The organism is Ponticaulis sp., assembly GCF_029210165.1.
Classification (GTDB): Bacteria; Pseudomonadota; Alphaproteobacteria; order Caulobacterales; family Hyphomonadaceae; genus Ponticaulis.
This window is the reverse complement of the sequence record NZ_JARGNT010000002.1, coordinates 458,184-484,598: the sequence shown is the minus strand read 5'-3', so window position 1 is coordinate 484,598 and position 26,415 is coordinate 458,184. Positions and strand designations below refer to the sequence as shown.

Sequence of the window (26,415 nt, the reverse complement as noted above, 5' to 3'; positions counted from 1 at the left end):
TCCCCGCTATCCGCGAGCGGCCTGCGCGCCGAGTTCACGGGCGCGGTAGTATGGTCCATCAGAAATGTTCGCCCAATTGCGCATACGGCGCAGGTTCTCTTCAAAACTCTCATAGATGCGCTTTTCAACGCCATCGCGACCTGAGGCAGCGCGGACATCGGCTGCGGCTTCCCACATGTTGGCAACGACATCATCAGGGAAAGAACGCAGCTGCACGTTATGCTCGTTTCGCAGCACATCCAGATAGACGGAGTTCTGGAAGGTGAATTCACCAAGCGAAGTATGGTTCACGCTCTCGCAGACAGACTGGATGAGGCGTTGTTCGCCCTCTGTGAAGCTGTCCCAGACGTTCCGGTTGATGCCAACGGCGAGCGATGCACCCGGCTCATGGAAGCCCGGTCCGTAATAGTATGGCGCTTCACGATAGAAACCGAGGGAGTAGTCGTTCCATGGGCCCACCCACTCGGTCGCGTCGATATTGCCCGTCTGCAGCGCTTGATAAATTTCCCCGCCCGGCAGCGCGATCGCAGAGCCGCCAAGGGCGCGAAGTACGTCGCCGCCTTGTCCCGGAATGCGCATTTTCAGGCCGACCAGATCATCGAGACTGTTGATCTCGCGGCGGAACCAGCCGCCCATCTGGTGACCGGTATTGGTTGCCTGAATGCACTTAATGCCGAACTGGCCGGAGAGCTCGTCCCAGAGTTCCTGACCGCCACCAAAATCAATCCAGCCCATAAGTTCCTGTGCGGTCATGCCGAATGGAACTGTAGTGAAGAACGGGAAGGCGGTGGATTTGGACGTCCAGTAATATTCGGCGCCGTGATACATGTCGGCAGAGCCGTTCGCGACCGCGTCGAAAGCCTCAAACGCAGGCACGAATTCGCCCGCAGCATAGACGTTGACCTCGATCAGGCCTTCAGAGACTTCCTGAATGCGGGAGGCAACACGCTCAGCCGCTTCGCCCAAGCCCGGCAGACCCTTCGGCCAGGTTGTCACCATGTTGAGGCGACGGCGGTTACGTGAAATCGCCGGAGCAGCGAGGTTTGCCGCCGTTTCAGGGTTGGCGAAAGCCGCAGCTGCGCCGCCTGCGCCAAGAAGGCCAGCACCGATCAGATTGCGTCGGTTGATCATATTTCCTCCCCGGCCGATCTGGCGGCCTTATCCCATCTCATGCCCGTGAGACGCTTACTCGTCTTCTAGTCTACGCCATTCTTCAGCGTCCAGCACCTCAATCGGCCGGAAGGCGGCTTTGTAGTCCATTTTCGGGCTGCCCTCGACCCAATAGCCGAGATACACATAATCCAGCCCGAGCTCCTGCGCATAGCGGATCTGGTCGAGGATCATGAAATTGCCCATTCCGCGATCAGCGAGCGACGGGTCGAAGAAGGAATAGACCATTGAAAGGCCATCCTTCAGCACGTCTACGAGTGCAGCGGCCATAAGCGGCGCATCATCGGCGTCGCCGGCGCGGTATTCGAAAATTACAGTGGGAACGGGCGAACCTTCAACCATCGACACAAAGTCGCGAAGCTCCATACCCGCCATACCGCCCTCTGCGTGGCGGCTGTCCAGATAGGTTTTTAGCAGGCGATACTGCTCGCGCGTTGCCGATGGACGAACTGCCGTACGCACCAGCTCTTTGTTCTTGTTGAGCACGCGGCGCCAGCGTTTTGTGAATTTGAACTCGCTGACAGGCACGCGCGCCGCCATACAGGCTTTGCAGCTTGCGCAGGCCGGACGATAGGCAATCGACTGTGAGCGACGGAAGCCACCATGCGACAGCGCATCATGCAGTGATTGCGCATCTTCTACGGCCAGATTGGTAAAAACCTTCCGCTCGGTCTGGCCGTCCAGATAGGGGCAGGGGGCCGGGTTCGTGATGTAGAACCGGACGCGTCTCTGACCGAGGCCTTTCAGTGCAGGTGATTCACTTATCTTCATAGGCGATCACTATGACATTCATAGGTCAAAGCGCAAAGGTGCTACGAACGTAAATACCAGCCAGAGCACGATAACGAGCGGCCCGCCAAAGCGCAGATAGTCGAGGAACTTGTAGTGGCCCGGACCCATGACCAGAAGGTTCGTCTGATAGGCAATCGGTGTCGCAAAACAGCAATTGGCCGCATAGATGACCGCGAGCACGAAGGGTTTCGGGTCAACGCCGAGCAGATTGGCGGCCTGAATTGCGATTGGTGTGAACAGAACGGCGGTAGCAGAGTTACTCAAAACGTTCGTCAGAATGGCGACGACGAGGAAGAGTACAGAAAGTACGGCCACCGTACCGAACGGCTCTACAAAGTTTACCACGCCCTGTGCGAGCGCCAGCGCCGCACCGGTATTTTCAAGCGCTGTACCCATGGCGATGGCGGCCGCAATGAGCGTGAAAATCCGCAAATCAAGAGAGCGGGTCGCCTGACGAATGTTAAGGCAGCCCGTCAGGATCATCGCAACAGCACCAATGACGGACGCGTGTAGAATCTCCAATAGACCGGAAGCTGCGAGCACAACAACGCCAAGTGTAATCCAGCGCGCATAATGGCTTTTCTCAGTCGCAGGCAGTTCGACCTGAGACCATTCCAGAAGCAGAAGGTCGCGGCTGGCGCGCAGCTCTCTGAAAGATGAGGATGAGCCACAAAGCAGCAGTGTGTCACCGGCTTCAAGGCGGATCTCACCCAAGCGTGCCCGCATCATGCGCGACCGTCGTTGAACACCCAGAACCAGCGTATTTGTGAGGCGGCGGAAACCCAGTTGCTCGATTGCCCGGCCAATCATGCGCGAGCCCGGTGCTACAACAGCCTCAACAAGCATCAGGCGCGGCGTGCCGCCATCTTCGTCCATGCCGTCGCTGTCTGCGCCTTCGCGTGACTGCCACATCTGGCGCAGCAATTCCGGCTGTGAAGAGAGGGTGTCTGTCAGCGTCTTGCGGGTCGCAGCAACGATGATGAGATCGCCAGACTGGAGCGACACGTCTTCGAATGGTGGCAGGAAAGAGCCTTCGCCGCGTTGGATCATGCGGACCGTCATGCCCTCAAGGTCGGGGAACATGCCCGCGACAGCTTTTTGGCCGACGAGGGGATTGCCGTCCGAAATTGCAATCTGTGCGATGAACTGGCGGCCAGAGCGGTTGACCAGATTAGCTTCCATGCCCTCACGACTCGGCAGGAGGAAACGCGAGGCCACGATCATATAGACAAAGCCCGCGCCTGCCAGAATCAGACCTATTGGGGCAAGTTCAAAGAAGCCGAGCGTGACACCTGCTTTTTCTTCGTAAAGGTCAGCTGCCAGAAGGTTGGTAGATGTACCAATGAGTGTTGTCATGCCCGCGAAAACGGACGCGAAGCTGAGAGGCTGCATCAGCTTGGACGGAGAGATTTTCATCTTCTCGGCGAAGGCCGCCATGATCGGCAGAAACATCACGACGACCGGCGTGTTGTTGATGAAAGCAGATGTCGCAAACACGGCTGCAAACGCGCCTACCAGCGTGATCATCGGTCGCGCCGAGTAAGATGACATCATCAGGCGGGACGGGCCATCCAGCGCGCCGGTCTGGAACAAGCCCTGACCGACGACCAGCAAGGCCATGATGGTTATGAGTGCGGGATTACCGAACCCCGCAAGCAGCGCTTCTCTCGATACTGATTCAGAACCTGGTGTCGTGCGGTCGACAACATAAAAGAGCAGAAGAAGCGCAGCGATAATTCCGACGGAAATGAGCTCCATCGGCATGCTGTCGCGCATGTAAAACACGATCGCCAGCACCACGATGATTACGCTGACATACATCGGCCAATTGGCTGAGAGGTCCGCGATCATATTCACTCCACATCAACAGGGCCCAGACGAAAATGGCCTCTGAGGATCAGAGACCATGATCTGGCGGAAGTACAGGTGCTTCCCGAAGCAGGACTATGCTTATCCTGCGGTTTCCTGGCAAGTCAGGATCGTCCGGATAAAGTGGTTCTGAGCCTGCGCGACCGCTAACGCGTGCAATTCGATCAGGCACAACGCCGTTCTGAGCGAGAATGCGGCGGGCCGCATTGGCGCGATCAGATGAGAGTTCCCAGTTTGAGTATTCCTGATTGTCGCTTGCACGGCTATCGGTGTGCCCGGAGATGGAAATCCGGTTTGGAAGGCGTTCGACGATGCTGCCAACAGCCTCCAGAAGGCGGCGGGCACGGGCGTTCGGTTCCGAAGAGCCAGGATCGAACATGGAACGACCTTCCTGATCGACAAGCTGGATACGCATGCCTTCAGGTGTCTGATCGACAATCAGATGGCGCGAAAGTTCGGCCAGTTCCGGAAGATTCTCGATAGCCTGACGCAGAGATTGCTCTGCGCGGTCAAACTCGGCGCGCTCACGGATCGCCATTGCAGCGTTGATCGCTGATTCGGAGACATCCATGTTGATGCGGTTGATCGCCTGGCTCGGGTCGCGAATCTGCTGAACTTCCCGGGAAACAGTTCGCGGCGTTTCAGGAGAGAGCTGCTCGATGATAGACCGAGAGCCCTGAGAGCGTGAGCCCTCCGTCGAAATCGCGGTGCCACCGAGGACACCACCTGTGCCTGAAGTCGAGGACGAAACCGCTGCAGGCGCAAAATAATCCGCGATACCGCGTTTCTGCTCTGGACTGGTCGTGTTGATGAGCCACATGAGAAGGAAGAAGGCCATCATAGCCGTCACGAAGTCAGCATAAGCCACTTTCCAGGCACCGCCATGATGGCCGCCGCCTGAAACCTTTTTGACCTTTTTAATGACGATCGGTTGATTGCCGGCCATGGTGTGTCATGTCTCTCTTCTTTGGGTATACCCGTAACACCGCATAGTTAAGGCCGAGTGCATGAACATTGAAAAATCCAACCAATCCGGTTTCGATTCGCGTGCTTATCGTGACGCACTGGGTTGTTTTGGAACGGGAGTTTGTCTGGTCGCCGCTGACGACAAAGAAGGCAAACCGCGCGCAATTACCGTGAACAGCTTCTCAAGTGTCTCGCTGCACCCGCCCATTATCCTCTGGTCTATCGATAGCCAGTCTGATCGCTACAACCTGTTTACTGAGTCAGAATTGTTCTCGGTAAACGTGCTGCCAGCGAGCGATGCAGAGGTCTCCACTCATTTTGCGCGCTATGTTGAAGCCGAACTTAAAGGCGACCAGCTTGCGCGCGATTCCAACGGTGTGCCGGTTTATACAGGCGCGCTGGCCCAGTTTGTGTGCCGGACGAGCTGGCGACAAAAAGCCGGCGACCACGTTGTTATCTTCGGCGACGTTATCGGCTTCAACTCTCGCGATGGCGACGCGCTCGGATTCTTTCGTGGCAATTACACGTCTCACTCAACTCCCGACCTGAAATAGGAGGCCGGTCTCATGGCGAAATGCAGTTTTCTTGGTCTTGGTGTCATGGGTGCGCCGATGGCAGGGCACCTTCTGAAAGCTGGCCATGAGGTCATCGTCTGGAACCGGACGGAAGCAAAATCTGATGCCTGGGTTGAGACCTATGGCGGCGCGAAGGTCAGCACTCCGGCGGAGGCCGTTGCCGTGTCTGACTTTGTATTTAGCTGTCTTGGCGATGATCCGGATGTGATGGTCGTCTATGAGGAAGTCATTCCTGCCGCGCGCGAAGGCATGGTTCTGGTCGATCACACGACTGCAAGCGCACATCTGGCGCGGTCTCTTTATGATCGCGCGCTCGGTGAGGGTGCTATGTTCGTTGATGCGCCTGTGTCCGGCGGGCAGGCCGGTGCAGAAAGCGGTCAGCTGACGATTATGTGTGGCGGCGCGGATGAAGCCTTCGCCGCAGCCGCGCCAATCATGGACGCTTACGCCAAGCAGATGACGCATATTGGTGGGCCGGGAGCTGGCCAGCAGGCCAAAATGGTGAACCAGATTTGTATCGCGGGCATTGTGCAGGGCCTCTCAGAAGGGCTCGCTTTTGCACAGAATGCCGGTCTTGATCCGGCTAAGGTCATTGAGGCGATTTCCAAGGGCGCAGCGCAAAGCTGGCAAATGGAAAACCGCTGGGAAACCATGGTCAACGGCAAGTTCGACTATGGCTTTGCGATAGACTGGATGCGCAAGGATCTGCGCATCGCTCTGGAAGAAGCCCGTGCGAATGGGTCAAAGCTTCCTGTTGCTGCGCTCGTCGACCAGTTCTACGCTGACGTTCAGGATATGGGTGGCAATCGCTGGGATACGTCCAGCCTGATCACGCGCCTTGGACAGGACGTAAAACATGGCGAAAGCGGAAAATAAAACCAAAGCCACCAGCGTTTCGCCGGAAAGCTTCATTCAAACTGTCGAACACGATGTGCGTCGCGCGGATGCCAAGGTGCTACTCGATATCTTTGCGGACGTGACACAGCTTGTGCCGCGTATGTGGGGACCGAGCATTATCGGCTATGGCAGATATCACTACAAATATGAGAGTGGCCGAGAAGGCGAGTTCATGATGACCGGGTTCAGTCCGCGCAAGGCGAACCAGGTCATCTACATCATGCCGGGATATACCGACCACTCTGCCATTCTTGACCGCATCGGGAAGTATAAAATTGGCAAGTCGTGTCTCTACATCAACAAGCTCGCTGATATCGATCTCGATGTGTTGAGAGAGCTGATAAGCGCAGGTTTTGAGGACATGAAGTCCAGATATCCTGACTGGAAACCTGAATAGGACTACTCGTGAGCAAAGCACCGTTTCGACCGCAAATCGCGCTCTATCGCGACTGGCTAAAATCAGAGCGCGGATTGGAATTCGCTGACTATGAGGCGCTTCGTAGCTGGTCGGTCACGGACGTTGATGGGTTCTGGCAGAGCATCTGGGACTACAGCGGCATGCAGTCGCCGACGTTATATGAGGGCGTGTTGTGCACCGACAAGATGCCCGGCGGCGAGTGGTTCAAAGGCGCGCACGTAAATCTCACCGATCACGTCTTCAAACATGTCGATGCAGCGCATGCTGCAGGTCAGCCTGCTATCATCTGCGAGAATGAATTGGGCGAAGTGACCGAAGTCAGCTGGCCGGAGCTGCGACGGAAGGCGGTATCGCTCGCGCTCAAACTCAAAGACCTTGGGGTAGAGCCGGGTGACCGTGTTGCGGCCTATCTTCCGAATGGACCGGAAACCATGATCGCCTTTCTGGCGTGTGCGAGTGTTGGGGCCGTCTGGAGCCTGTGTGCGCCGGATATGGGCGTTCGCGCGGTCATAGACCGGTTCGCCCAGATTGAGCCGAAAGTGCTGATCGCGGCCGATGGTGTCCATTATGCGGGCAAAGCGATGGATCGGGGGCAGACCGTCATCGATCTCTTGGCCGAGCTGCCAAGCGTTCAGGCGACGCTGCTGGTTCAGACGCCTTATGCGACGGTATCAGTGCCGAGCTGTGAGAGTTTTGAAGACGCTGTTGCGCGGGATGACGACGGCGTTGCCGGTTTCGAGCCAGTGAAGCTGCCATTCGACCATCCGATCTGGATTTTGTATTCCAGCGGCACCACTGGAAAGCCGAAGCCAATTGTGCAGGGTCTGGGCGGTACGCTGATCACCTCATTCGTCAATCTCATGCATATGGATCTCGGCCCGAGCTATGCCGAAAACAGCCTGAATGAGCGTTTCCATTGGTTCACATCGACTGGCTGGGTGATGTGGAATGTGCAGTTCTCAGGCCTTATCGCGGGTTCGACAATCTGCCTGTTCAATGGCGCACCGAGCGGCCCGAAAGGCGCAACGGACTGGACAACACTCTGGCGCTTCGCTGCCCGCCATAAAGTGACATTCTTCGGGTCTGGCGCGGCATTCTATGTCAGCTGCGAGAAAGACGGGATCGATCTGTCGACCTGCGGTGACCTTTCGTCAGTCCGCGCGCTCGGCAGTACCGGGTCGCCGCTGCCGGAGTCCACGCAGATTTGGGGTACAGACCAATTCGCGGCGATTGGAACGCCGGACATCTGGTGGTGCAATATTTCCGGCGGCACCGATCTTGGCGGATGCTTCTGTACTGGCAATCGCGAACTGCCTCTCGTGCCGGGGCAGATGCAATGTCGCCAGCTCGGTATGGCTGTCGAAGCGTGGAATGATGATGGTCAGCCAGTAAGTGATCAGGTTGGTGAACTTGTCTGTGTGCGTCCGTCGCCGGGCATGCCGCTGAGGTTTTGGGGCGATGATGACGGTGAACGCTATCGCGCGAGCTATTTCGAGAAGTATCCGGGCATCTGGTGTCATGGCGACTGGCTGAAAATCCAGCCTGATGGCAGCTGTATCATTTATGGCCGCTCGGACTCGACCATCAACCGTCATGGCGTGCGCATGGGCACGAGCGAAATCTACTCAGCCGTGGAAGCGCTGCCTGACGTGGTGGATTCACTGGTGCTCGATCTGGAGTATCTGGGGCAGGAAAGCCGTTTGCTCCTGTTCGTCGTCCTGCGGGATGGCTCAGATCTCGGTGACGACCTGAAATCCGCGATCAACGCCAATATCCGGTCCAATCTCTCTCCACGTTTCGTGCCGGATGAGATTATCGTGGCACCTGAAGTTCCGCGCACGCTCTCTGGCAAGAAACAGGAAGTGCCGCTGAAGAAGATTTTTCTCGGTCAGGACGCATCTAAAGTGCTGACACGGGATGCCATGGCGAACCCGCATGTTCTGGACTGGTATGTCGATACTGCACGACGAATGTCTGAGTAACTGACCGCCGAATGCGGTAAGTTTCCTTTGATTTAGGGCTTTCATCCTTCCATTCGCTCTGCCAGTTTCTGGTGAGACACTTTGGGAGGATACCAGATGACGATCCGCGCACTCATTACGGACAAAGACGGCGAAGGCTACGCAACAAAACTCACCAACATCGATAAGGCTGATCTGGGTGAGGGCGATGTGACCATCTCTGTCGAGTATTCGACGGTCAATTATAAAGACGGGCTCGCGCTGAACGGTAAGCGCATCATGGCGAGCTATCCGATGATTGGCGGCATTGATCTGGCAGGTACCGTTGAGGCATCTGACAGCATCAACTTCCAGCCGGGTGATAAAGTGCTGGTGAATGGCTATGGCCTCAGCCAGACGCATAATGGCGGCTATTCTGAAAAGGCGCGTGTGCCCGCAGAGTGGGTGATCCCGCTTCCAGAAAAATTCTCCACGCGTGACGCTATGGCGATCGGTACAGCAGGCTATACGGCCATGCTATGCATTCTGGCGCTGGAGCATGGCGGCCTGACGCCTGCGAGCGGCGACGTTCTGGTAACCGGCGCGAATGGCGGTGTGGGCTCTATCGCAATCTCTATCCTGTCCGGCCTTGGCTATAATGTTCTGGCATCTACGGGGCGTCCGTCCGAGGCAGAATATCTGAAATCACTTGGCGCAGCGGACATTGTTGATCGCAATTCGCTTTCAGAACCGGGTCGTCCGATTGGTTCTGAGAAATGGGCTGGTGCAGTCGATTCTGTTGGCAGCCACACGCTGGCCAATGTGCTGGCTCAGACAAAGTATGAGGGCGTTGTGGCGGCATGTGGTCTGGCGCAAGGTCTGGACCTTCCGGCGAGTGTTGCGCCATTCATTCTGCGCAATGTGACCCTCGCGGGCATCGATTCAGTGAATGCGGGCCGGTCAAAGCGTATTGAGGCGTGGGAGAGGCTCGCGAAAGACCTTGATCCGGCCAAGCTGGAAAGCACGATCAGCGAAGTGAAACTGGAAGAGGTTCCCGGCGTCGCGAATGCTATTCTGGCTGGTAAGGTGCGCGGTCGTACCGTGGTCAATGTTCAAAGCTGATCACTGAAAGCGCGTCGTCTGTTTACTCGACGGCGACGCGCATCCCGTCAAACACTTCATGTGCGCCGATGTTTTCAAGCACATCGCCAACGGATTGCACATCAAATCCAGTGGCATGAACCGCATCGACAAGCGTCTGGAAGTCACTCGTAGAGCAGCCCCATTCGGTTGGTTCATCCTGCACATCATGGGTGAAGATGATCATCCAGCCGCCCGTGCTTCCCAGTTCTTTCAGATAGCCAAGGCATTCAGCGATACCGCCGCGATCAGACTGAATGCCATTGGCTTTCAGAAGCGAAATGTCTGTTTCACCCTGATTGATACCGCCCGCTACGCCGCGCAGCCCTGAAAAGTGGGGCAGCAGAGCGCGCTTTGTGAAAAGAGTGCTGGACCCACGCGGATAAGCAAAGCTGCGCGCTTCAGGCAGCCCCTGATCGATGAAGAATTTACGGTTGGCGACGCAGTCCGAAATCGAAACTTCGGCGGGTTGTTCCGGGAAGTGAGAGTGATCGAATGTGTGACACCCGATATCCTGTCCCTTCTCGCGCAGGGCGTTGAGTGCGTCCTGCGTGAACATCGGCCCGTAATTCGGATGCACCGTGTCCATATAGCGGCCGCAAATATACCAGGTCGCGATCCAGTCATTCGCTTCCAGAATTGGAAGGGCGTTATCGAATGCGGATTGAGGGAAGTCATCAAAGCAGAAGCTGACAACAGGTCCTTCCGGAATGGAAATCGTGTGCCGGTTCAGATATTTTACGAGCTTTGCTTGAAGTTTCTCGTTCGCGTTTTGAGAAAGGTAAGACAAGGCTGGCATGATTTCCCCCATAAGTTAGAGGGGACGATAGGCTTTGGTTGCAAAAATTTCTTTAAACAAGTTCAGCAATCTGTCCGTATCTGACCGGCAGGCATGGGACACGTTACAGCGTGGGAACCCGAACCTGCACAGCCCTTACTTCTCTTATGATTTTCAGAACGTTGTGAATGCAGTACGCGGCGATGTTGAAGTTTTGCGCTTCGCTGATGCCAATGGCAAAGCTATCGGCTTCCTGCCGTTCCGCCGAAATTTCATGCGCATGGCGCGCCCGACTGCGGGGCCGATGGATGACCTTCACGGCGTGATCAGCGCAGCTGACGCAGACGTCTCTTTCGATGCGGACGCGGTTAGCAAACTGATCGGTGGATATTCGTTTTCCGCTGTACCAGCGCAGCAGTTCCAGTTCGGCCTGAAAGGCTTTGCTGGAGATGGCAATTATGTGCTCGACCTCTCAAACGGTTTTGACGCGTATATAGAGAACCGGTCTGAAGCGAGCAGCAATTTTCGCCGCGCATGGCGCAAGGCGGAGAAGCTTCTCAAGACTGACGGCGTCACAGTTCAGCACGATATCTGGGATGAAGCCGTCTTCGAACGCATGATCGAGTTAAAGCGCGATGCGCTGGCCGAAGCCGGTCATTTTGATCTGTTCTCGATTGAATGGCCGAAAGAGCTTCTGAAAGAGCTGCACCATCGAAATCTGAATGGTGCGCGCGGTGTGCTTTCAACGCTTCAGATCGATGGTGAGGTCGCGGCGGTCTGTTATTGCATGCGCTCTGACCACGTCCTGCATTATTGGTTCCCATCATATGAGCCACGCTTCCAGAAACAGCAGCCAGGCATGGCGATGTTATTCAGTCTCGCTGAATGGGCGACGCAGGAAGGCATGAATGAATTCCATCTCGGGCAGGGCGATGTGCAGTATAAGCGCCTCATGGCCAGCTTCATCGCGCCAATGCGTCATGGAATGGTCGAGGTGAGTGTGCCGAACCGTATCCTCGGCGCAGTCGGTGAGTTGAGCTATAAACTTGATGGCCGTGGTAAGCTTTTGAGCCTGCCGGCAAAAGCGCTCCGCAAATGGGAACGCATGGCGCTATTCGGCACGGTTCGGGCTTAAGCGCGGAACTCTACTAGCCTGCGCTTTTGATGGCCGTTCTCATCGAAATTGTCAGGTGAAAGCCAGCGTTCAAAAGCCTGCTTTATGTTCGGCCAGTCATCATCCGTCATGGCGAACCATGCCGTATCGCGGTTCTTGCCCTTCATAACCATGTCATTGCGGAACACACCTTCGAATTTGAAGCCATAGCGGGCAGCCGCGTTTCGCGACTTCTCATTCTCGTTATGGCATTTCCATTCAAAGCGGCGGTAATCGAGGTCATCAAAGATGTGGCAGCCCATCAGATAGATGGCTTCGCTCGCATGGGCGCTACGCTGAAGCTTCTTTGAGTAAGCTACGCAGCCGACTTCAATACTGCCATGTTCCGGGCGCTGGCGCATATAGCTGGCCGTGCCCAGAACTTCGCCTGTCTCGGCGTCGGTAATGATGTAGGCTATCCAGTCATTCTTCGTGGCGAGTGCTGTGAAGACGTTGATGAAGTCAGCCGCATTCTCAACCGGATCAAATGGCATATAGGTCCAGATATCGTCATTGCCGGGCCCGGCGACAGCGTTGCCAAGCCCTGCGCCATGCTTTTCAGCGTCCACAGGCTCAAGGACGACCAGACGGCCGCGCAGCACTTTGGTTCCGGGCAGGGGCCGCGGCGTGTAGTTTGACAGGTCTGCCATGATCTAGCTCAGCAGCTCTGCCGCGCGTTCGGCGAAATACGTGACAATACCGTCTGCGCCCGCGCGCTTGAAGCTGGACAGCGTTTCCAGAATGGCTTTGTCGCGGTCCAGCCATCCAGCTTCGGACGCCAGCATGATCTGGCCATACTCGCCGGAAATCTGGAACACGATCGTCGGAACGTTGAAGGTCGATGACACGCGATAGACGATATCAAGATACGGCAGGCCGGGCTTCACCATCACGATGTCCGCGCCTTCCTGAAGATCCAGCGCTGTCTCACGGATCGCTTCGTCCGTATTGCCATAGTCCATCTGATAGGTCTTCTTGTCGCCCGTCAGAACTGCACCTGATCCGACGGCCTCACGATATGGACCATAGAAGCAGCTCGCATACTTGGCGGAATAAGACATGATCATCGTGTCCTTATAACCATGGGCTTCGAGCGCCTCGCGGATCGCGCCGATACGGCCATCCATCATGTCCGACGGTGCAATAACATCTACGCCCGCAGCAGCCTGAACGAGGCTCTGCTGGACCAGCATACTGAGCGTCGCATCATTATCGATCTGGTTCTTCTCGTTCATAACGCCGTCATGGCCGTGCGTCGTGAACGGATCGAGCGCGACGTCACACATCACACCGATTTCGGGAACGGCTTCTTTAATGGCGCGAATGACATTCGGTACGAAGCCGTTCGCATTGAGCGCTTCACTGCCAGTGTCATCCTTGCGGGACGGATCAATATGCGGAAACAGAGCGAGGGCAGGGATGCCGAGGTCTCGTGCGCGTTTCGCAGCTTTAACCGCTTCATCCAGATTGAGCCGGTCGACGCCCGGCATAGCTGTGACAGGAATACGTGGCTCTTCACCGTCATGCACGATCAACGCCCAGACGAGATCATCCTTTGTCAGATATGTCTCGCGGGTGAGGCGTCGGCTCCAGTCAGCCTGACGGTTACGACGCATGCGGGTGAGCGGGTATTTAGAAGGCACAATCTGAGTCATGCCTGCAGTTTTCATGAATCAGGGTTGGCTGCAACACGCTTTTCGTCGCGCTTACCTTCAAAACCGGGCACGCGAAACCAGTGCTGGTCCCATTTGCCGGGACGGCGCATAAAGCAACGCAGGCTTACATCCATTGTATATGATTGGATGGCTTCTAATTGCAGCATCCACTGTTTCATCTGATCGCGCGGAATTTCTGTGAAGCCGTATTGTCTGTAAAACGGACCATTCCAGGAGAGATCGCGAAATGTAGACAAGACGGTGCCGCGAAGCCTCAGGCTGTCGGCATTGTCGATGACATGTTGAAGCAATCCAGCGCCAATGCCGCGTCGACCAAAGGCGGGCGAGACAGATATCTGGTCAAGATACAGATCAGGCGACACGCGCCGCGCCAGTGTGAAGCCGACAATCCGGTCTTCCGGTTTGAAGACAGCAACGGTGGCCAGATCGGACTTTATGCCGTCTTCCAGAAATTTCGTAGGAACCGGCTGCGGACCGTCTGGCCCCTCCTGAATCAGGCCTGTTGGTTCGAATAACCGGGATGCGTCCAGATCGACTGCTTGTATAGCGTCAATGTCCTCGTGCCTGGCAGCGCGCAGGCAAATATCGTCGCCGAATAATTGCAAGCGATCCCCTCCCGAATTCGTTCAGCGGTGACAACATGAAGTGATCCGGCGCGTGTGACAATTATCAATGCGCCCGGGTTCAGGTGAATTCCTGACGCTTGCACGCAGAAACTTAGAAACTTTTGTCGGAATAATTTTGGAAATATCAGACAAAAATTTTGGAAATTTTTTCGTCACCAGCCAGAACAGATGGAGTATAGGCAAGAAGTGTTCCGTTATGGAACAAAAGTCCTAGTATAGGGTAAAAATTGCCGCCCCTGTTAGGTGTATGTTAACTATAGACCAGATTCGTGATTAGCGATTTCTTAGCATAGCTCATGTAAAACCCATCAAAACCAAACAAAATTACATGGGTGATAACATGATGATCGAGGCAAAAAGCCATACTGATTATGAAGGTGCGAGCGTTGGAGAAACCTTCCTCAAAAGCCTTTCCCTTCTGGAGCAGGTTCACCGTCGTCTGCATGACGTCGTTAAAGACGATCTGGAACGTTCAGGTGAGCGTTCGCTGACAGGCGTTCAGGCGCTTCTGCTTTATGAAATTGGTGATGGCGAAACCCCGGCATCAGCTCTGCGCGCTCGTGGCGCTTTCGCAGGCACATCCATGTCTTACAACGTCAAGAAACTTCAGGAAGGCGGCTATCTGGTTCAGACACGCAGCTCCGACGACCGTCGCACGGTCCGCCTGAAGCTCACGGCCGCTGGCCAGGAAGTTCGCAAGCAGGTTGCTTCTCTGTTTGAACGTCAGGCTCACGCGCTGGAACCAACAGCTAGCGTCCGTCCGGACGATCTGGATGCGTTCAACCGCACAGCGACCCGTCTTGAGCGTTTCTGGTCAGATCAAATTCGTTATCGCCTTTAATCGATGACCAGACCTTTTCAGGTTTCAAAAAGCCGTTCCGGAAATTCCGGAGCGGCTTTTTTGCTATGATTAGCAGGTAGAGACCTTTGCCCAGTAAAGACAGTAAATTTGTTCTTGACCATGTTCATATTCTGAGCCCTAATTTCCTTCTGAAACAATCTAAGGGGGAAACTTATGGGCAAAGTTTCTATTATTTCCGGCATGGTTTTCGGTGGCATGCTGGCACTTTCACCGCTTGCTTACGCGCAGGACGCTGCCGAGGCTGCTGACTATCTGGTGATGCCGCCAAACGCTGAAGTTGTATTTATCACCACCGGCGGGGCAGAGCCTCGTGCGGACTGGTCTGACGCTGCGCGTCTGAACTTTGAGTCGCACGTGAGCGACCAACTCACGGCAAACGGCCACTCATTCATGTCTTACGAGACGTCAGAGGATGCGTCTGAAGACATCGAACAGCTTATGCTGCTGCAGGAGCTGGTCACGGCCTCTCTCAGCATGCATATCCCGCATAAAGAGGGTAACGGCTTCAACAATACAGATTTGTCTCTGGGCGATAGCGTTTCACTGCTTCGCGGCGAGAGCGATATTGATGAAGTTCTGTTCGTCGATCATTACTCACAGATTGAGAGCAGCGGCGTCTTCCTCATGGCTGTCGCTGTGGGCACGGTGACAGGCTATGTGCCGCCGTCCAACAATGTGCGCTTCAGCCGCTTTTCTACATTCGACATGGAAACCGGTGATCTGACGAACACAGCAATCCATATGTTTGGCGACCCGCGCGATGTCGGTGAGTCCCAGAACATCGTTTCAAATCTGATGCGGGGAATGAGCCTTGCTGGACAGTAAGATCTGGCGTCACAGGCGCTGGCTTCTTGCTTCTGCTGCTCTTCTATCGGCGTGTGCGTCCACTGATTATGGTACGCGTGCGGCGGGTGACCGTCCAAGTGATCTGACATCCACCGAGGCGAGCCTCTGGTATCAGATGGACAATGCAGAAGCAGATTTGCGCCGCTCAGGATCAGTCGTGGACGATCCTGAGCTGGCAGGCTTCGTTTCCGGCGTCTTATGCAACGTTTCCGGTGATCACTGTGATGACCTGAACGTTTATGTTGTACGCAATGCCGAGTTCAACGCCTTCATGGCGCCGAATGGCATGTCAGCGGTTTATACCGGCCTCCTGCTTCGTGCGGAGGATGAATCCCAGCTGGCGGCGGTACTGGCACACGAGTTCGTGCACTTTGAAGAAAACCACACGCTCGAAATGCTGGGTGCGGCACGCAATGCGCGCGTGACTGGCATGGTGCTGGGTGTTGCGGTCGGCGCGGTTGGCGGGCCGATGGCGCTCGGCGACCTCGCGGCGGCAGGCGGTTTCCTGTCATTCTCTCGTGAAAAAGAGACTGAAGCCGATATCAAAGGCATGCGTTACATGGCTGGGGCCGGTTACAATGCCGGGTCAGCAAGCCTGATCTGGCAGAACCTGCAAGATGAGCTGGAGGCGAGTGGTTTTGACAGACGTCGCCGCTCGGCCGGAAATACGGGCTTCTTCGATACCCACCCGGGCGTGGAAGATCGCATCGGTGAGTTGAATATGCGTGCAGCCGAGTTTGTGCCGGTGGACACTGACCCCGTCGCGTATCGTGCGATGATCCGGCCCTTCCTGCAGGACTGGCTGGACGATGAGATTGTGCGTCGTGACCCAGAGCGGACGCTTCACCTCATTGAGCGCCTGAGTGCGCTTGAGACGGATATGGGCGTTCTGGAATACGCCAGAGGGCGGATTCTGGCCCTTCGCGACGAGGAAGGCGATCAGGGGCTCGCAAGAGAGGCATTCCTGACATCTATCGAACATGGTGATGCGCCGGCTCTGTCCTGGCGTGGACTAGCAGAAATTGAACGGGCCAACGGCCAGAACCAAAGCGCGGCAGATGCTTATGAGGCGTATCTTTCACGCGCGCCGGATGCAGCAGACGCTGCGCTGGTTGAAAGACTGATTGAAGATCTAAGGGGGTAAGGACATGAAAAAATTACTGGTGATTGGCGCAGCCGCCGCGCTTTCTGCATGTGTTGCTATGCCTTCTGTGGCGCCAGCCGGGCAATTTGCGCCTGACGCAGAGTTTACGGTCAATCTGAGTGAGGACTGGTCTTATTGGCCACCTGCGCACAATCCCGCGATGGAAGGCGGATATGTGACGCAGGACGGGTTCTTCCTGAACCGCGTTCACTTCGTCACGCTTGATGATGGTGACAGCCTTATTCGTGCTGCGCGCGGCGTGGAGCGTCCGTTCTATTCAACGGGCTCTAGTGAGCTGGAAATTGTCGAACTGGTGACCAACAGCCTGACGTCTATTGGCTACACCACAATGGAAGCTGACAGTATCCGTCCGACGACAATCGACGGGCATTCCGGCATTGAGTTCGCCCTGTCCGGAAAATGGGAAAATGGGTTGAATATCAAGGGTGACGCTGCGGCTATTCCAGTAGGAGATCAGCTGCATCTGGTCGTCTTCCTGGCGCCTGAACTGCATTATTACGATGCGCTGCATTCCAGCGTCGGCGACATCATCCAATCCATGGACCTGCCGGGTAGCCCGGCTGTAGGCTAGATCTCGAGAGATAACCGGATCAGCTGGTCCGGTTATCTTCTCCCTTGAGGCCGCATGCTCCGCAGACGATTTCATCACCTTCAGCCGTCAGGGTAAAATGACCACAGGACGGGCAAGGTTCACCCAGATAAGCTTCTTCGTCTTCACCGTCTTCGTCGCGATTACGGCGCTTATCCAGAATGACGATATTGTCCGGCAGCTGGCCACGGCTGAAGCCTTTGGAGACGATCTGTGCCGCTTCTGCAGGGAAGGTGAATACATCGTCTTTCAGGCCGCGTCCGAGGCCGTCATGTGACTGGCCTTCAGAGAGCTCTGCCAAATCTTCCCGTCCGAGATATGAGACAGCAAGTTCGCGGAAGATATAGTCCAGAATGGATGTGGCGCGCTTGATTGAGTCGTTGCCGGTGACCTCGCCAGCCGGGTCGAAGCGCGTATAGACGAAGGCCTCCACAAACTCTTCAAGCGGGACGCCATATTGCAGGCCGATAGAGATCGCGATGGCGAAATTGTTCATCAGAGAGCGGAAAGCGGCGCCTTCCTTGTGCATATCAATGAAGATCTCGCCCAGCTCGCCATTTTCGAACTCGCCCGTGTGCAGATAGACCTTATGGCCGCCGACTGTAGACTTCTGAATATAGCCTTTGCGGCGGTCAGGCAGGCGTAAGCGGCGCGCACGTCCGGCCTCGCCCTGCGCAAAGTATGGTTCTGGCGCAGGTTCGGCTTCCGGACGGTAGTTTTCCTCAGCTTCGCGGCTGTCCTCGATCATATCGAGAATGCTGTTGATGCGACGCGCAGCGTCTTCCCGGCGCTTCAAATCCGCGCTGCTCGCAGACAAAACGAGCGAAGAGCCTTCAATTGCAGACAGTGCGTCCGGCACAGTCGTTGAGATCGTTTCGGAATCGAAATCAATGGCGAAGCCTGTTGATATGTCGCCAAATTCCTTGCTCACTGCATAGGCCCAGGCCAGCTCGTCTTCAGAGCTCTCAACCAGATCGATACCTGATTGTTGCAGAAGCGGAATGAATGTGCGCGTTATTGCGGAGGCAAGGTGCTTATCCGCTGCATCAATATCTTTTCGGGAGAAGCCCATATTCTTCAGAATTGAAGGATCTTCTTCGTCGAGCAGGTCCGCGGGTAGCTTCAATTCTTTTAAAATGACCTCATCGCCAAGCACCCAGCGAGATGTCGCCTGACGAAGTGTCAAACCTTCTGACAGGTGAGTCTCGATCGTGTCGATTGTTTCGCCTGACAGGCCGCGTGCCATCAGGCGCTCACGGTCCACGCCTGGCGCTTTTTCCAGAGAATACAGATTAGCGAGGGTTCGCTCAAAAGCAGGCAGGAGCTGAGGGCTCGCCGCAGCAACGCCGTCGCGCAATACATTGACCTGAGCGTCATTCAGAATTGGCGCTTCTGTGTTCAGGTGGAACAGGTTGATGCCATTGCAGAGGCATTCAAAGTGCTGGAGCACTTCAGGTGTCACCAGTTCGAAGCTCAGATTGATGTCTATGTCGCTCATATTTGCACAGACAGCTTTGATCTGTTCGAGAAGCGATACGCTTGCCTCGATGCGTGTTTCGGTTGATCCGCCTTTTCCGAGTTTGATCAGCGCATCGCCAAGGCCGCAAACCAGAAGCGGCAGCTCCCCTGTGCCGATTTCAGCGGCCAGACGGGCAGGGACAGCAAGGGCACCCTCGATCAGGCCTGTATCGAGCTGGCCGTCGAAAATGCACGAGGAAAGGTTCAGCGCCAGCGCGCACATAGCGTCCGTTTCCGAAGACAGATCGCGTTTCAGAATGATATCATTGCCCGCGCGGAAGTAACGGGACAGTTCCGGAAGCACGTCCGGGCCTGCCTCTGAGACAGCAAATACCGGCGTTTCCATGAGGGATTCCTCGGAAATCGTCTCATGCAGCGCCGCCACCGCGCCGCGAATACCTTCAGGATGGGCGAGTGCGCGTTCAAGAAGATCAATGCTTAGGCCCTGCTGAAGCGCCTCAGCGATTTCAGGGTCACGCGGAGCCGGACCAAGCTCTTCAAGTTCGTAGGCGGCTGTCCGCAGAAGGTCTGCCTTCAACGCATTCGCCAGACGTTCTGACACCAGATGCTCTAGCGCGTCGTTTGTCAGCGGCATTGCTGGCGCATCAGAGCGCAGGCGGACGGCAAAAAAGGGCGCAAGTGGAGAGATGAGACGGTTTTGAATGGCTGAGAGATATTGCGCGCGCTCATCCTCAGAGATCGGCGCACCGGAAAGCGTCAGAATATAGTCCGCCCATTCCGGAGATTCCGTGATGCAGTTTGCATCAAACTCTGGATCGCGCGCGAGAAGCACTGCCCCGCTGGACAGGCTTTCAGTTGCCCAGTCTGCGCCGGTTGTTTCGTTATTTGTCAGTTCTGGCATCGAATCACTCCGCCTGTTGGCGAAATCATGACGCGTTCACCGGGGATTTGCGAGTCTGAGGGAAAGCTCTTCCACCGGAATTTATGCGGATATGAAAAAAGCCGGAGCTGAGCCCGGCTTTTTCTGTGTGACCGATTGTGAGGGTCGTTATTCGCCGCCTGCCGAACCTTGTTCAAGCTGGAGCGTGTTAGCGAGCGCTGTCACTGTGTTTTCGCTGTCAGGGAACTGGATCGCCTGAAACGCAATGCGCGTACGCAGGTCTGGCTCTGCAGGTCCAGTCATATCAATGGCCGTGAACGCCGCTTCTAGCAGTTCGGTGACGTGGGTATTGCGCGCGCGGGATGTCGCGCCCCCCAGCATCACCGCAATGACGCGATTTCCGTCACGTTGCGCTGTAGCCATAAGGTTATAGCCAGATGCGCGCGTATAGCCGGTTTTAATGCCGTCAACGCCCGGCACAACGCCAAGCAGGCGGTTGTGATTGCGATAAGTTGTCGAACGGTAGCGGAATTCCTGTGTCGCGAAATACGCGTAATGGTTTGGGTGATCTTCCATCATGCTCTGCGCGAGAATGGCAAGATCGCGGGCCGTAGAGATCTGGCGCGTATCAGGAAGGCCGTGTGCGTTGTAGAAGCGTGTGTTCTGCATGCCCAGAGCGCGCGCCTGAACTGTCATCAGTGCAGCAAAGCGCGATTCAGATCCACCCAGACGTTCTGCGACCACGACAGCAACATCATTTGCAGACTTGGTGACCAGCGCGAGAATTGCGTCCTGCACAGAGATTGTATCCCCAGGTGCGAGGCCAAGACGGGATGGCGGCGCCTGTGATGCGCGTCGTGAGACCGGAAGCTGCTCATCCAGTGTCAGTTCGCCATTATCGAGCGCATTGAACACCATATAGAGCGTCATGACTTTCGTCAGCGAGGCAGGGTAACGCGGAGAGTCAGCGAAACGGTCATGCAATACCTGTCCTGAGCCCATATCGATCACGATACTGGCATAGCGGTCATCAGCATGAGACTGCAGAGACATCACGCAGACGGCTGCGATCAATGCGATAAATGCTGCAAAACTCCGGTAAAATACGCTCGGAAGTGTTGGGGCCATGGTCAAGCTAGCTCCTTCTAAGACAGCTGGAGTGTGCGTTAGGTGACTTTCTTATTCGTTAATGCCGTGTCCACTTTCGTTGGGAAATTCACAGATTTCCATTGTGGAACATTAACCATACTTAGCCATTAATTGTGCAGCGCACAAAAAATGTTGCAATTGCTCACAAGGTGAGCTATATAGTGAACACCCCCAGAGGCGAAGGACAATACTGATGGCTAAATCTGCTGCAAAAACTGTCGAAACTGCATTTGAAACGTTCTCAACGACTGCAAATGAGACAATGAAAAAGTCATATGAGCGCTCAATGGAAATGATGGGCGAAGTTGGCGAGCTCCAGAAAAAGAACATGGAAGCGTTTGCCGAATCTTCCCGCATCACAACCAAAGGCCTCGAAGAGCTGGGCACACGCGCAGCATCTTACTCACGCGACGCGTTCGAGAAGGGTGTTGAAGCGGCTCGTTCAATGGGCGGTGCTCAATCCGTTCAGGAAGCAATGGAAATGCAGGCGACGTTCACGAAATCTGCTTTCGAAGCTTACCTTGAAGAAATGAATGCGATGACCGGCATGTTTGCGTCACTCGTTCGCGAAGCATCTGCTCCGCTGAACACGCAAGCTGGCGAGTTCGTCTCCATAATGCAGAAGTCTGCGTAAGTTTCGATTTTCGAAAAATAGCAGTTCTAAAACGCTTAAAAGGCTGGCCATGTGCCAGCCTTTTTCATTTTGGAAATTGTTTCTGCGCCGACTTTGACTATCTTCTCAGAATGTCAGGCACAGAATCTCTCAAAACCATTCAGCGATCGCCAAAGCCGAATTCGGCGTTTTTCGCCACTGACGGCGTAGAAACCGAGGCCGAAGTGGATGAGCATCTGCCGCATTTCGATTTGTCAGCCGAAGAACTGTTCAGCCGAGCTGTTGAGGTCTTCGGAGCGCAAAAGAACACGCAAACGACAAATCGTGATGAGAGCGTGAAGCGGGCAAGTTTCGTCTGCACCACACCATTGCTGCGTTTCAAAGATGACGTGGATCTGGAGGTCGTCTCTACGGGAGAAGGCCGTGCTGGCATCATTCTTTTTTCACGTTCGCGCGTGGGCTATTCCGATCTCGGCACGAATCGCAAGAGACTTGCGCACTGGGTCGAACAACTCAATCACAATGTCAAAAAGGCTTGAACCGCAATTAAATTGCCTTCAGGCTTTCGATACAGAAAACAGATATTATCTTATAAGTATGACCGACACGAATTTCAGACATTCGCGCCTTCTCTCAGACATGACCATCCGGATGAGTGAAGGTGAGGGCGACAAGTCAAACGGTGATGATCCCAACACAGGGATTGCGACACGTACAAAGGCAAAGACGAAACGGCCTTCTATGTATCGTGTTTTACTGTTGAACGATGACTACACGCCGATGGAGTTTGTCGTCTACGTATTGGAGCGCTATTTCAATAAGTCGCGAGAACAGGCGACACAGGTTATGCTCCATGTTCATAATCACGGGGTCGGGGTGTGCGGCGTCTTCACATACGAAGTCGCAGAAACGAAAGTCGCACAAGTGCTAGATCTCGCGCGGCGGAATGAACACCCGCTGCAGTGTACAATGGAAAAGGAAGACTAGAGGCCCATTATGCCATCACTGACCCCAAGCCTCGAACACGCTCTTGAAAAAGCCCTCGCGCTGGCTGCCGAACGGCGCCACGAATACGCGACGCTTGAGCATTTGCTTCTGGCACTCACAGACGATGAGGACGCCGTTGAAGTAATGTCGGCCTGCAAAGTCGATCTCGAAAAGCTTCAGGACGATCTCTCCGATTATATTGATGACGAGCTGTCTAACCTCTCAGTGGACGAGCTTGATGATCAGGTCCGCCCGACAGCCGCATTCCAGCGTGTTGTTCAGCGCGCGATCCTGCATGTTGAAAGCTCTGGCCGCGATGAAGTGACAGGCGCAAACGTGCTCGTCTCTATCTTCTCCGAACGTGAGAGCCATGCCGCTTACTTCCTGCAAGAGCAGGACATGACGCGCTATGATGCGGTGAACTTCATCTCTCACGGCGTTGCGAAAAAGCCTGGCATGTCCAAGCCACGTCCGTCCAAGCCGGCGGGTGAGCGCGAGGAAGAACCGCAAAAGCCGGCGAACGAAGCGCTCGATGCTTACTGCGTGAACCTCAATGAGAAGGCTCGCGAAGGTAAGATCGATCCGCTGATCGGCCGCCAGCTCGAAGTGGAACGCTCTATTCAGGTGCTTTGCCGCCGCCGTAAGAATAATCCGCTTCTGGTGGGTGATCCGGGCGTTGGTAAAACAGCGATTGCCGAAGGCCTTGCGAAACGCATCGTCGACGGTGAGGCGCCGGAAATCCTCAAAGAGTCTGTCATCTACTCACTCGATATGGGTGCACTGCTCGCAGGTACGCGTTACCGTGGTGACTTTGAGGAACGCCTCAAGGCTGTGATGAAAGAGCTTGAGGGCCTTGAAAAGGCTGTGCTCTTTATTGACGAGATTCACACTGTGATCGGCGCTGGTGCAACATCCGGCGGCGCTATGGACGCGTCCAACCTTCTGAAGCCTGCGCTTCAGTCCGGTGGCCTGCGTTGCATGGGCTCAACCACATTCAAAGAGTATCGTCAGCACTTTGAAAAAGACCGCGCGCTTGCTCGCCGGTTCCAGAAAATTGACGTTGTGGAGCCTACGGTTCCTGATGCGATCAAAATTCTCAAAGGTCTGCGCCCGCACTTTGAAGAGTTCCACGGCCTGAAATATTCAGATGATGCGATCAAGACAGCTGTCGAGCTGGCTGCGCGCTATATCACAGATCGTAAACTCCCGGACAAAGCGATCGACGTGATCGACGAGGCCGGTGCAAGCCAGTGGCTGCTGCCGGAAGACGAGCGCAAGAAAGTCATCGATGTTGAAACCATCGAAGCCGTTGTTGCGAAAATGGCGCGTATTCCGTCCAAGCAGGTTACCAAGTCTGATGCTGAAGCGCTTAAAGGTCTTGAGAATGATCTAAAGCGTGTTGTCTTCGGTCAGGAAACTGCGATCACCGCGCTCTCATCTGCGATCAAACTGTCGCGTGCGGGTCTTCGTGAGCCGAACAAGCCGATTGGTTGTTACCTCTTCTCCGGCCCTACAGGTGTTGGTAAGACAGAAGTTGCCAAACAGCTGGCGTCCCTCATGGGCGTAGAGCTGCTCCGCTTCGACATGTCGGAGTATATGGAGCGCCATACGGTGTCCCGTCTCATCGGCGCGCCTCCAGGCTATGTCGGCTATGATCAGGGCGGCCTTCTGACAGATGGCGTTGATCAGCATCCACATTGCGTGCTGCTGCTCGACGAGATCGAGAAAGCGCACCCCGAGCTATTCAACATCCTGCTGCAGGTGATGGATAACGGTACGCTGACCGACTCTAACGGTAAGAAGATCGATTTCCGCAATGTCATTCTGATCATGACAACAAACGCGGGCGCATCTGAGGCCGCCAAGAACTCCATCGGCTTTGGTCGTGGCAAGAAAGAAGGCGAAGACGAAGAAGCAATCAAAAAGCTCTTCACGCCGGAATTCCGCAACCGTCTGGACGCGAATATTCCGTTCGCCGGTCTGTCCCAGCCTATCATCGAGCGTGTTGTCGAGAAGTTCGTTCTTCAGCTTGAAGCTCAGCTGTCTGATCGCAACGTGACGATCGAAATGACAGATGCTGCGAAGTCATGGCTCGGCAATAAAGGCTTTGACGCCGATTACGGTGCGCGTCCTCTGTCGCGTGTCATTCAGGAGCACCTCAAAAAGCCTATGGCCGAGGAGCTGCTGTTCGGTGACCTCAAATATGGCGGCGCTGTGAAAGTCGATCTGGATAAGGATGGCGATGATGGCAAAGGTGAACTGACCTTTGAATTCTTCCCGGCTCCGAAACCAGAGCCACAGGAAGAAGTGAGCCAGTCAGAGGATGATGGCGATGCGCCGGATTCCGATGAAAAGGCCCCTGTGAACTAGCCGCGCCTAAACGAAAATCTTTTAAAACCCGGCGAGAGATCGCCGGGTTTTCTGCATCTGGCGCGGCGTTAATTAATGGTTAGCGATATGTTAATCTTGAATCGCCAATTTCCACCGGTGAGCAGCCCCTGAATCATAATCAGGGCATGTAAGGGAAAATGCGGTGAGTGGCCTGACATTAGTGTCTTCGAACAATATGACGGGGTGGGGGCAGTCTCAGGCTGACTACCAGTATCGTCATGCCGTTCAGACAGACGCTTATGAGCTGCTCGACCTCATCGAAAACCGGTTTGCTTATGCGGAGCGTTTCCCGAGCGGGCTGACGCCGGTACGCGCCGAGTTACAGCATCTGATCCCGTCTCTTCAGGGGCGAAATGATCTGATTGCGTTCAGCCAGAGCGCCTTTCATGCGCTCTACGACCACCATTCCATTACCTCGACTGGCCTGCTCGACGATTATGCGCTGGTGCCAAGCTTTGCCGATCTCTGGGTCGAGAAAACGGTCAATGGCTATCAAATTATGGATGTTCGCCGTGGGTCGCCCGCTATGCAGGTTGGCATCCGTCCAGGCGCGATCATCACCTCACTTGAGGGGAAGCCGATAGATCAGGCAGTCGCTGATTTCATCGGGCTTTATCCGTACGCGCTGAACGATGAGCGTCGCAGCTATGCTGCGCGGGTCATGGCCGCAGGCCGCAAAGGGTGGCTGCGCCGGATTGGCCTTTATCATGACGGTCTTGAGTGGACGGTAGAGCTGCCAACACTTTATCACGCACGACTTCGCCGGGACACGAACCTTCTCAGCGTGAGTAGCGTATCGCATCTCGGTCGCCGTTACGGCGTCATCCGTTTCAATGACAGTCTTGGCTATAACGAAACCGTGCAGGCCTTTGACTATGCGCTGAACACGCTGCCGAATGTGAACGGGCTTGTGCTCGACCTGCGCGATACGGCGAGCGGCGGTACGGCGCTTGTTGCGCGTGGCATCCTGTCCCGCTTTATCTCGGCTCAGACCATGTATCAGCGCCATGAACTGCCGAGCGATCAGCGAGACTTCGGCGTGAGACGTTGCTGGTCTGAGGAAGTCGAGCCACGTGGCTGGCTGTTCAACGCGCCTGTGGCGGTGCTGTCCGGTCGCTGGACGGCAAGCATGGGCGAAGGACTGACCGTTGGCTTTGACGCTATTGGCGCAGCGACATTCGGCACGGATATGGCGCGCCTTCTGGGCGGCATCACCGATCACACCCTGAAAGAAACCGGTGTTAAGGTGAAGCTGACGACCGAAAAACTTTTCCATGTGGACGGCACGCCGCGTGAATTTTTCCGCCCGCGTAGTTATTTCAATTTCGCTGATGCGCTTGATGATTTCGGCCGCGACGGCCCGCTGGATGCTGCGCTCGATTATCTGAGCCAGCACTAAGATTTGCCAGAATCAAAAAGGCCACGCAGAGCGTGGCCTTCGTGAGACTAGGTGC

The 26,415-nt window shown here is 55.3% G+C and carries 25 protein-coding genes; 15 read left to right on the top strand and 10 right to left on the bottom strand.

Annotated elements, in window-relative coordinates; translation table 11 throughout:
- Positions 1-6: 6 nt before the first annotated feature.
- The 4 genes from P1U45_RS14260 to P1U45_RS14245 are packed head-to-tail and all read right to left on the bottom strand — an operon-like array spanning position 7 to position 4,777.
- Positions 7-1,131, bottom strand: a complete 1,125-nt coding sequence (locus P1U45_RS14260; protein WP_301059676.1) for a TRAP transporter substrate-binding protein — start codon at positions 1,129-1,131, stop codon at positions 7-9.
- Between the two features lie 54 nt (positions 1,132-1,185).
- Positions 1,186-1,941 carry an arginyltransferase gene (locus P1U45_RS14255; RefSeq protein ID WP_301059675.1) on the bottom strand — a complete coding sequence of 252 codons (756 nt, stop codon included), beginning with the start codon at positions 1,939-1,941 and terminating at the stop codon, positions 1,186-1,188.
- An 18-nt stretch (positions 1,942-1,959) separates the two neighbouring features.
- Entirely contained in the window at positions 1,960-3,813 is a 1,854-nt protein-coding gene (locus P1U45_RS14250) for an SLC13 family permease (protein ID WP_301059674.1), read from the bottom strand.
- 46 nt (positions 3,814-3,859) lie between these two features.
- Entirely contained in the window at positions 3,860-4,777 is a 918-nt protein-coding gene (locus P1U45_RS14245; RefSeq protein WP_022695693.1) for a flagellar motor protein MotB, read from the bottom strand.
- 61 nt (positions 4,778-4,838) lie between these two features.
- On the opposite strand from P1U45_RS14245, the gene P1U45_RS14240 reads away from it, so the two are divergent.
- The 5 genes from P1U45_RS14240 (at position 4,839) to P1U45_RS14220 (ending at position 9,749) form a co-directional block, all read left to right on the top strand.
- Positions 4,839-5,351, top strand: a complete 513-nt coding sequence (locus tag P1U45_RS14240; protein ID WP_301059673.1) for a flavin reductase family protein — start codon at positions 4,839-4,841, stop codon at positions 5,349-5,351.
- 12 nt (positions 5,352-5,363) lie between these two features.
- Positions 5,364-6,248: an NAD(P)-dependent oxidoreductase gene (locus tag P1U45_RS14235; RefSeq protein WP_301059672.1), complete on the top strand. Its 885-nt coding sequence runs from the start codon at positions 5,364-5,366 to the stop codon at positions 6,246-6,248.
- Positions 6,229-6,666, top strand: a complete 438-nt coding sequence (locus tag P1U45_RS14230; RefSeq protein WP_301059671.1) for a DUF1801 domain-containing protein — start codon at positions 6,229-6,231, stop codon at positions 6,664-6,666. The genes P1U45_RS14235 and P1U45_RS14230 overlap by 20 nt, the downstream gene beginning before the upstream one ends.
- A gap of 8 nt (positions 6,667-6,674) precedes the next feature.
- On the top strand, positions 6,675-8,669 hold the full coding sequence (locus tag P1U45_RS14225) for an acetoacetate--CoA ligase (protein ID WP_301059670.1): 1,995 nt from the start codon (positions 6,675-6,677) through the stop codon (positions 8,667-8,669).
- Between the two features lie 96 nt (positions 8,670-8,765).
- A complete protein-coding gene (locus tag P1U45_RS14220; RefSeq protein WP_301059669.1) occupies positions 8,766-9,749 on the top strand; it encodes an MDR family oxidoreductase in 984 nt (327 codons plus the stop codon).
- A 22-nt stretch (positions 9,750-9,771) separates the two neighbouring features.
- On the opposite strand, the gene P1U45_RS14215 is transcribed toward P1U45_RS14220, so the two are convergent.
- Entirely contained in the window at positions 9,772-10,566 is a 795-nt protein-coding gene (locus P1U45_RS14215; RefSeq protein WP_301059668.1) for a polysaccharide deacetylase family protein, read from the bottom strand.
- 34 nt (positions 10,567-10,600) lie between these two features.
- Between P1U45_RS14215 and P1U45_RS14210 the strand changes: the two genes are divergently transcribed.
- A complete protein-coding gene (locus tag P1U45_RS14210; protein ID WP_301059667.1) occupies positions 10,601-11,680 on the top strand; it encodes a GNAT family N-acetyltransferase in 1,080 nt (359 codons plus the stop codon).
- Here the strand turns inward: P1U45_RS14210 and P1U45_RS14205 are convergent.
- Genes P1U45_RS14205 through P1U45_RS14195 form a run of 3 tightly spaced genes read right to left on the bottom strand, consistent with a single transcriptional unit; the run spans position 11,677 to position 13,979 of the window.
- Positions 11,677-12,348: a GNAT family protein gene (locus P1U45_RS14205; RefSeq protein ID WP_301059666.1), complete on the bottom strand. Its 672-nt coding sequence runs from the start codon at positions 12,346-12,348 to the stop codon at positions 11,677-11,679. The genes P1U45_RS14210 and P1U45_RS14205 overlap by 4 nt on opposite strands.
- A 3-nt stretch (positions 12,349-12,351) precedes the next feature.
- Positions 12,352-13,353 (bottom strand): porphobilinogen synthase, encoded by a 1,002-nt coding sequence (gene hemB / locus P1U45_RS14200; RefSeq protein ID WP_301059665.1) that lies wholly within the window; start codon positions 13,351-13,353, stop codon positions 12,352-12,354.
- Positions 13,354-13,364: 11 nt separating this feature from the next.
- Positions 13,365-13,979 carry a GNAT family N-acetyltransferase gene (locus P1U45_RS14195; protein WP_301059664.1) on the bottom strand — a complete coding sequence of 205 codons (615 nt, stop codon included), beginning with the start codon at positions 13,977-13,979 and terminating at the stop codon, positions 13,365-13,367.
- A 349-nt stretch (positions 13,980-14,328) separates the two neighbouring features.
- Here P1U45_RS14195 and P1U45_RS14190 point away from each other — a divergent pair, with 349 nt between their 5' ends.
- From P1U45_RS14190 to P1U45_RS14175, 4 genes are all read left to right on the top strand, one after another.
- Positions 14,329-14,841 carry a MarR family transcriptional regulator gene (locus P1U45_RS14190; RefSeq protein WP_301059663.1) on the top strand — a complete coding sequence of 171 codons (513 nt, stop codon included), beginning with the start codon at positions 14,329-14,331 and terminating at the stop codon, positions 14,839-14,841.
- A 174-nt stretch (positions 14,842-15,015) separates the two neighbouring features.
- A complete protein-coding gene (locus P1U45_RS14185) occupies positions 15,016-15,687 on the top strand; it encodes a hypothetical protein (protein WP_301059662.1) in 672 nt (223 codons plus the stop codon).
- On the top strand, positions 15,674-16,852 hold the full coding sequence (locus P1U45_RS14180) for a M48 family metallopeptidase (RefSeq protein WP_293608240.1): 1,179 nt from the start codon (positions 15,674-15,676) through the stop codon (positions 16,850-16,852). Before P1U45_RS14185 ends, P1U45_RS14180 begins: the two co-directional genes overlap by 14 nt.
- A 4-nt stretch (positions 16,853-16,856) precedes the next feature.
- Positions 16,857-17,444 (top strand): hypothetical protein, encoded by a 588-nt coding sequence (locus P1U45_RS14175; protein WP_293608239.1) that lies wholly within the window; start codon positions 16,857-16,859, stop codon positions 17,442-17,444.
- A gap of 19 nt (positions 17,445-17,463) precedes the next feature.
- On the opposite strand, the gene P1U45_RS14170 is transcribed toward P1U45_RS14175, so the two are convergent.
- Complete coding sequence (locus P1U45_RS14170) at positions 17,464-19,842, bottom strand: hypothetical protein (protein ID WP_293608238.1); 2,379 nt, start codon at positions 19,840-19,842, stop codon at positions 17,464-17,466.
- Between the two features lie 147 nt (positions 19,843-19,989).
- Positions 19,990-20,949, bottom strand: a complete 960-nt coding sequence (locus tag P1U45_RS14165) for a D-alanyl-D-alanine carboxypeptidase family protein (protein WP_293608237.1) — start codon at positions 20,947-20,949, stop codon at positions 19,990-19,992.
- A 214-nt stretch (positions 20,950-21,163) separates the two neighbouring features.
- Here P1U45_RS14165 and phaP point away from each other — a divergent pair, with 214 nt between their 5' ends.
- From phaP to P1U45_RS14140, 5 genes are all read left to right on the top strand, one after another.
- Positions 21,164-21,604 carry a TIGR01841 family phasin gene (gene phaP / locus P1U45_RS14160; protein ID WP_293608236.1) on the top strand — a complete coding sequence of 147 codons (441 nt, stop codon included), beginning with the start codon at positions 21,164-21,166 and terminating at the stop codon, positions 21,602-21,604.
- A gap of 110 nt (positions 21,605-21,714) precedes the next feature.
- Positions 21,715-22,122 (top strand): DUF1499 domain-containing protein, encoded by a 408-nt coding sequence (locus P1U45_RS14155; RefSeq protein WP_293608235.1) that lies wholly within the window; start codon positions 21,715-21,717, stop codon positions 22,120-22,122.
- A gap of 112 nt (positions 22,123-22,234) precedes the next feature.
- Positions 22,235-22,570: an ATP-dependent Clp protease adapter ClpS gene (gene clpS / locus P1U45_RS14150; protein WP_363258649.1), complete on the top strand. Its 336-nt coding sequence runs from the start codon at positions 22,235-22,237 to the stop codon at positions 22,568-22,570.
- A gap of 9 nt (positions 22,571-22,579) precedes the next feature.
- Positions 22,580-24,940 (top strand): ATP-dependent Clp protease ATP-binding subunit ClpA, encoded by a 2,361-nt coding sequence (gene clpA / locus P1U45_RS14145; protein WP_301059661.1) that lies wholly within the window; start codon positions 22,580-22,582, stop codon positions 24,938-24,940.
- Positions 24,941-25,103: 163 nt separating this feature from the next.
- Positions 25,104-26,360, top strand: a complete 1,257-nt coding sequence (locus tag P1U45_RS14140) for a S41 family peptidase (RefSeq protein WP_301059660.1) — start codon at positions 25,104-25,106, stop codon at positions 26,358-26,360.
- Positions 26,361-26,415 lie beyond the last annotated feature (55 nt).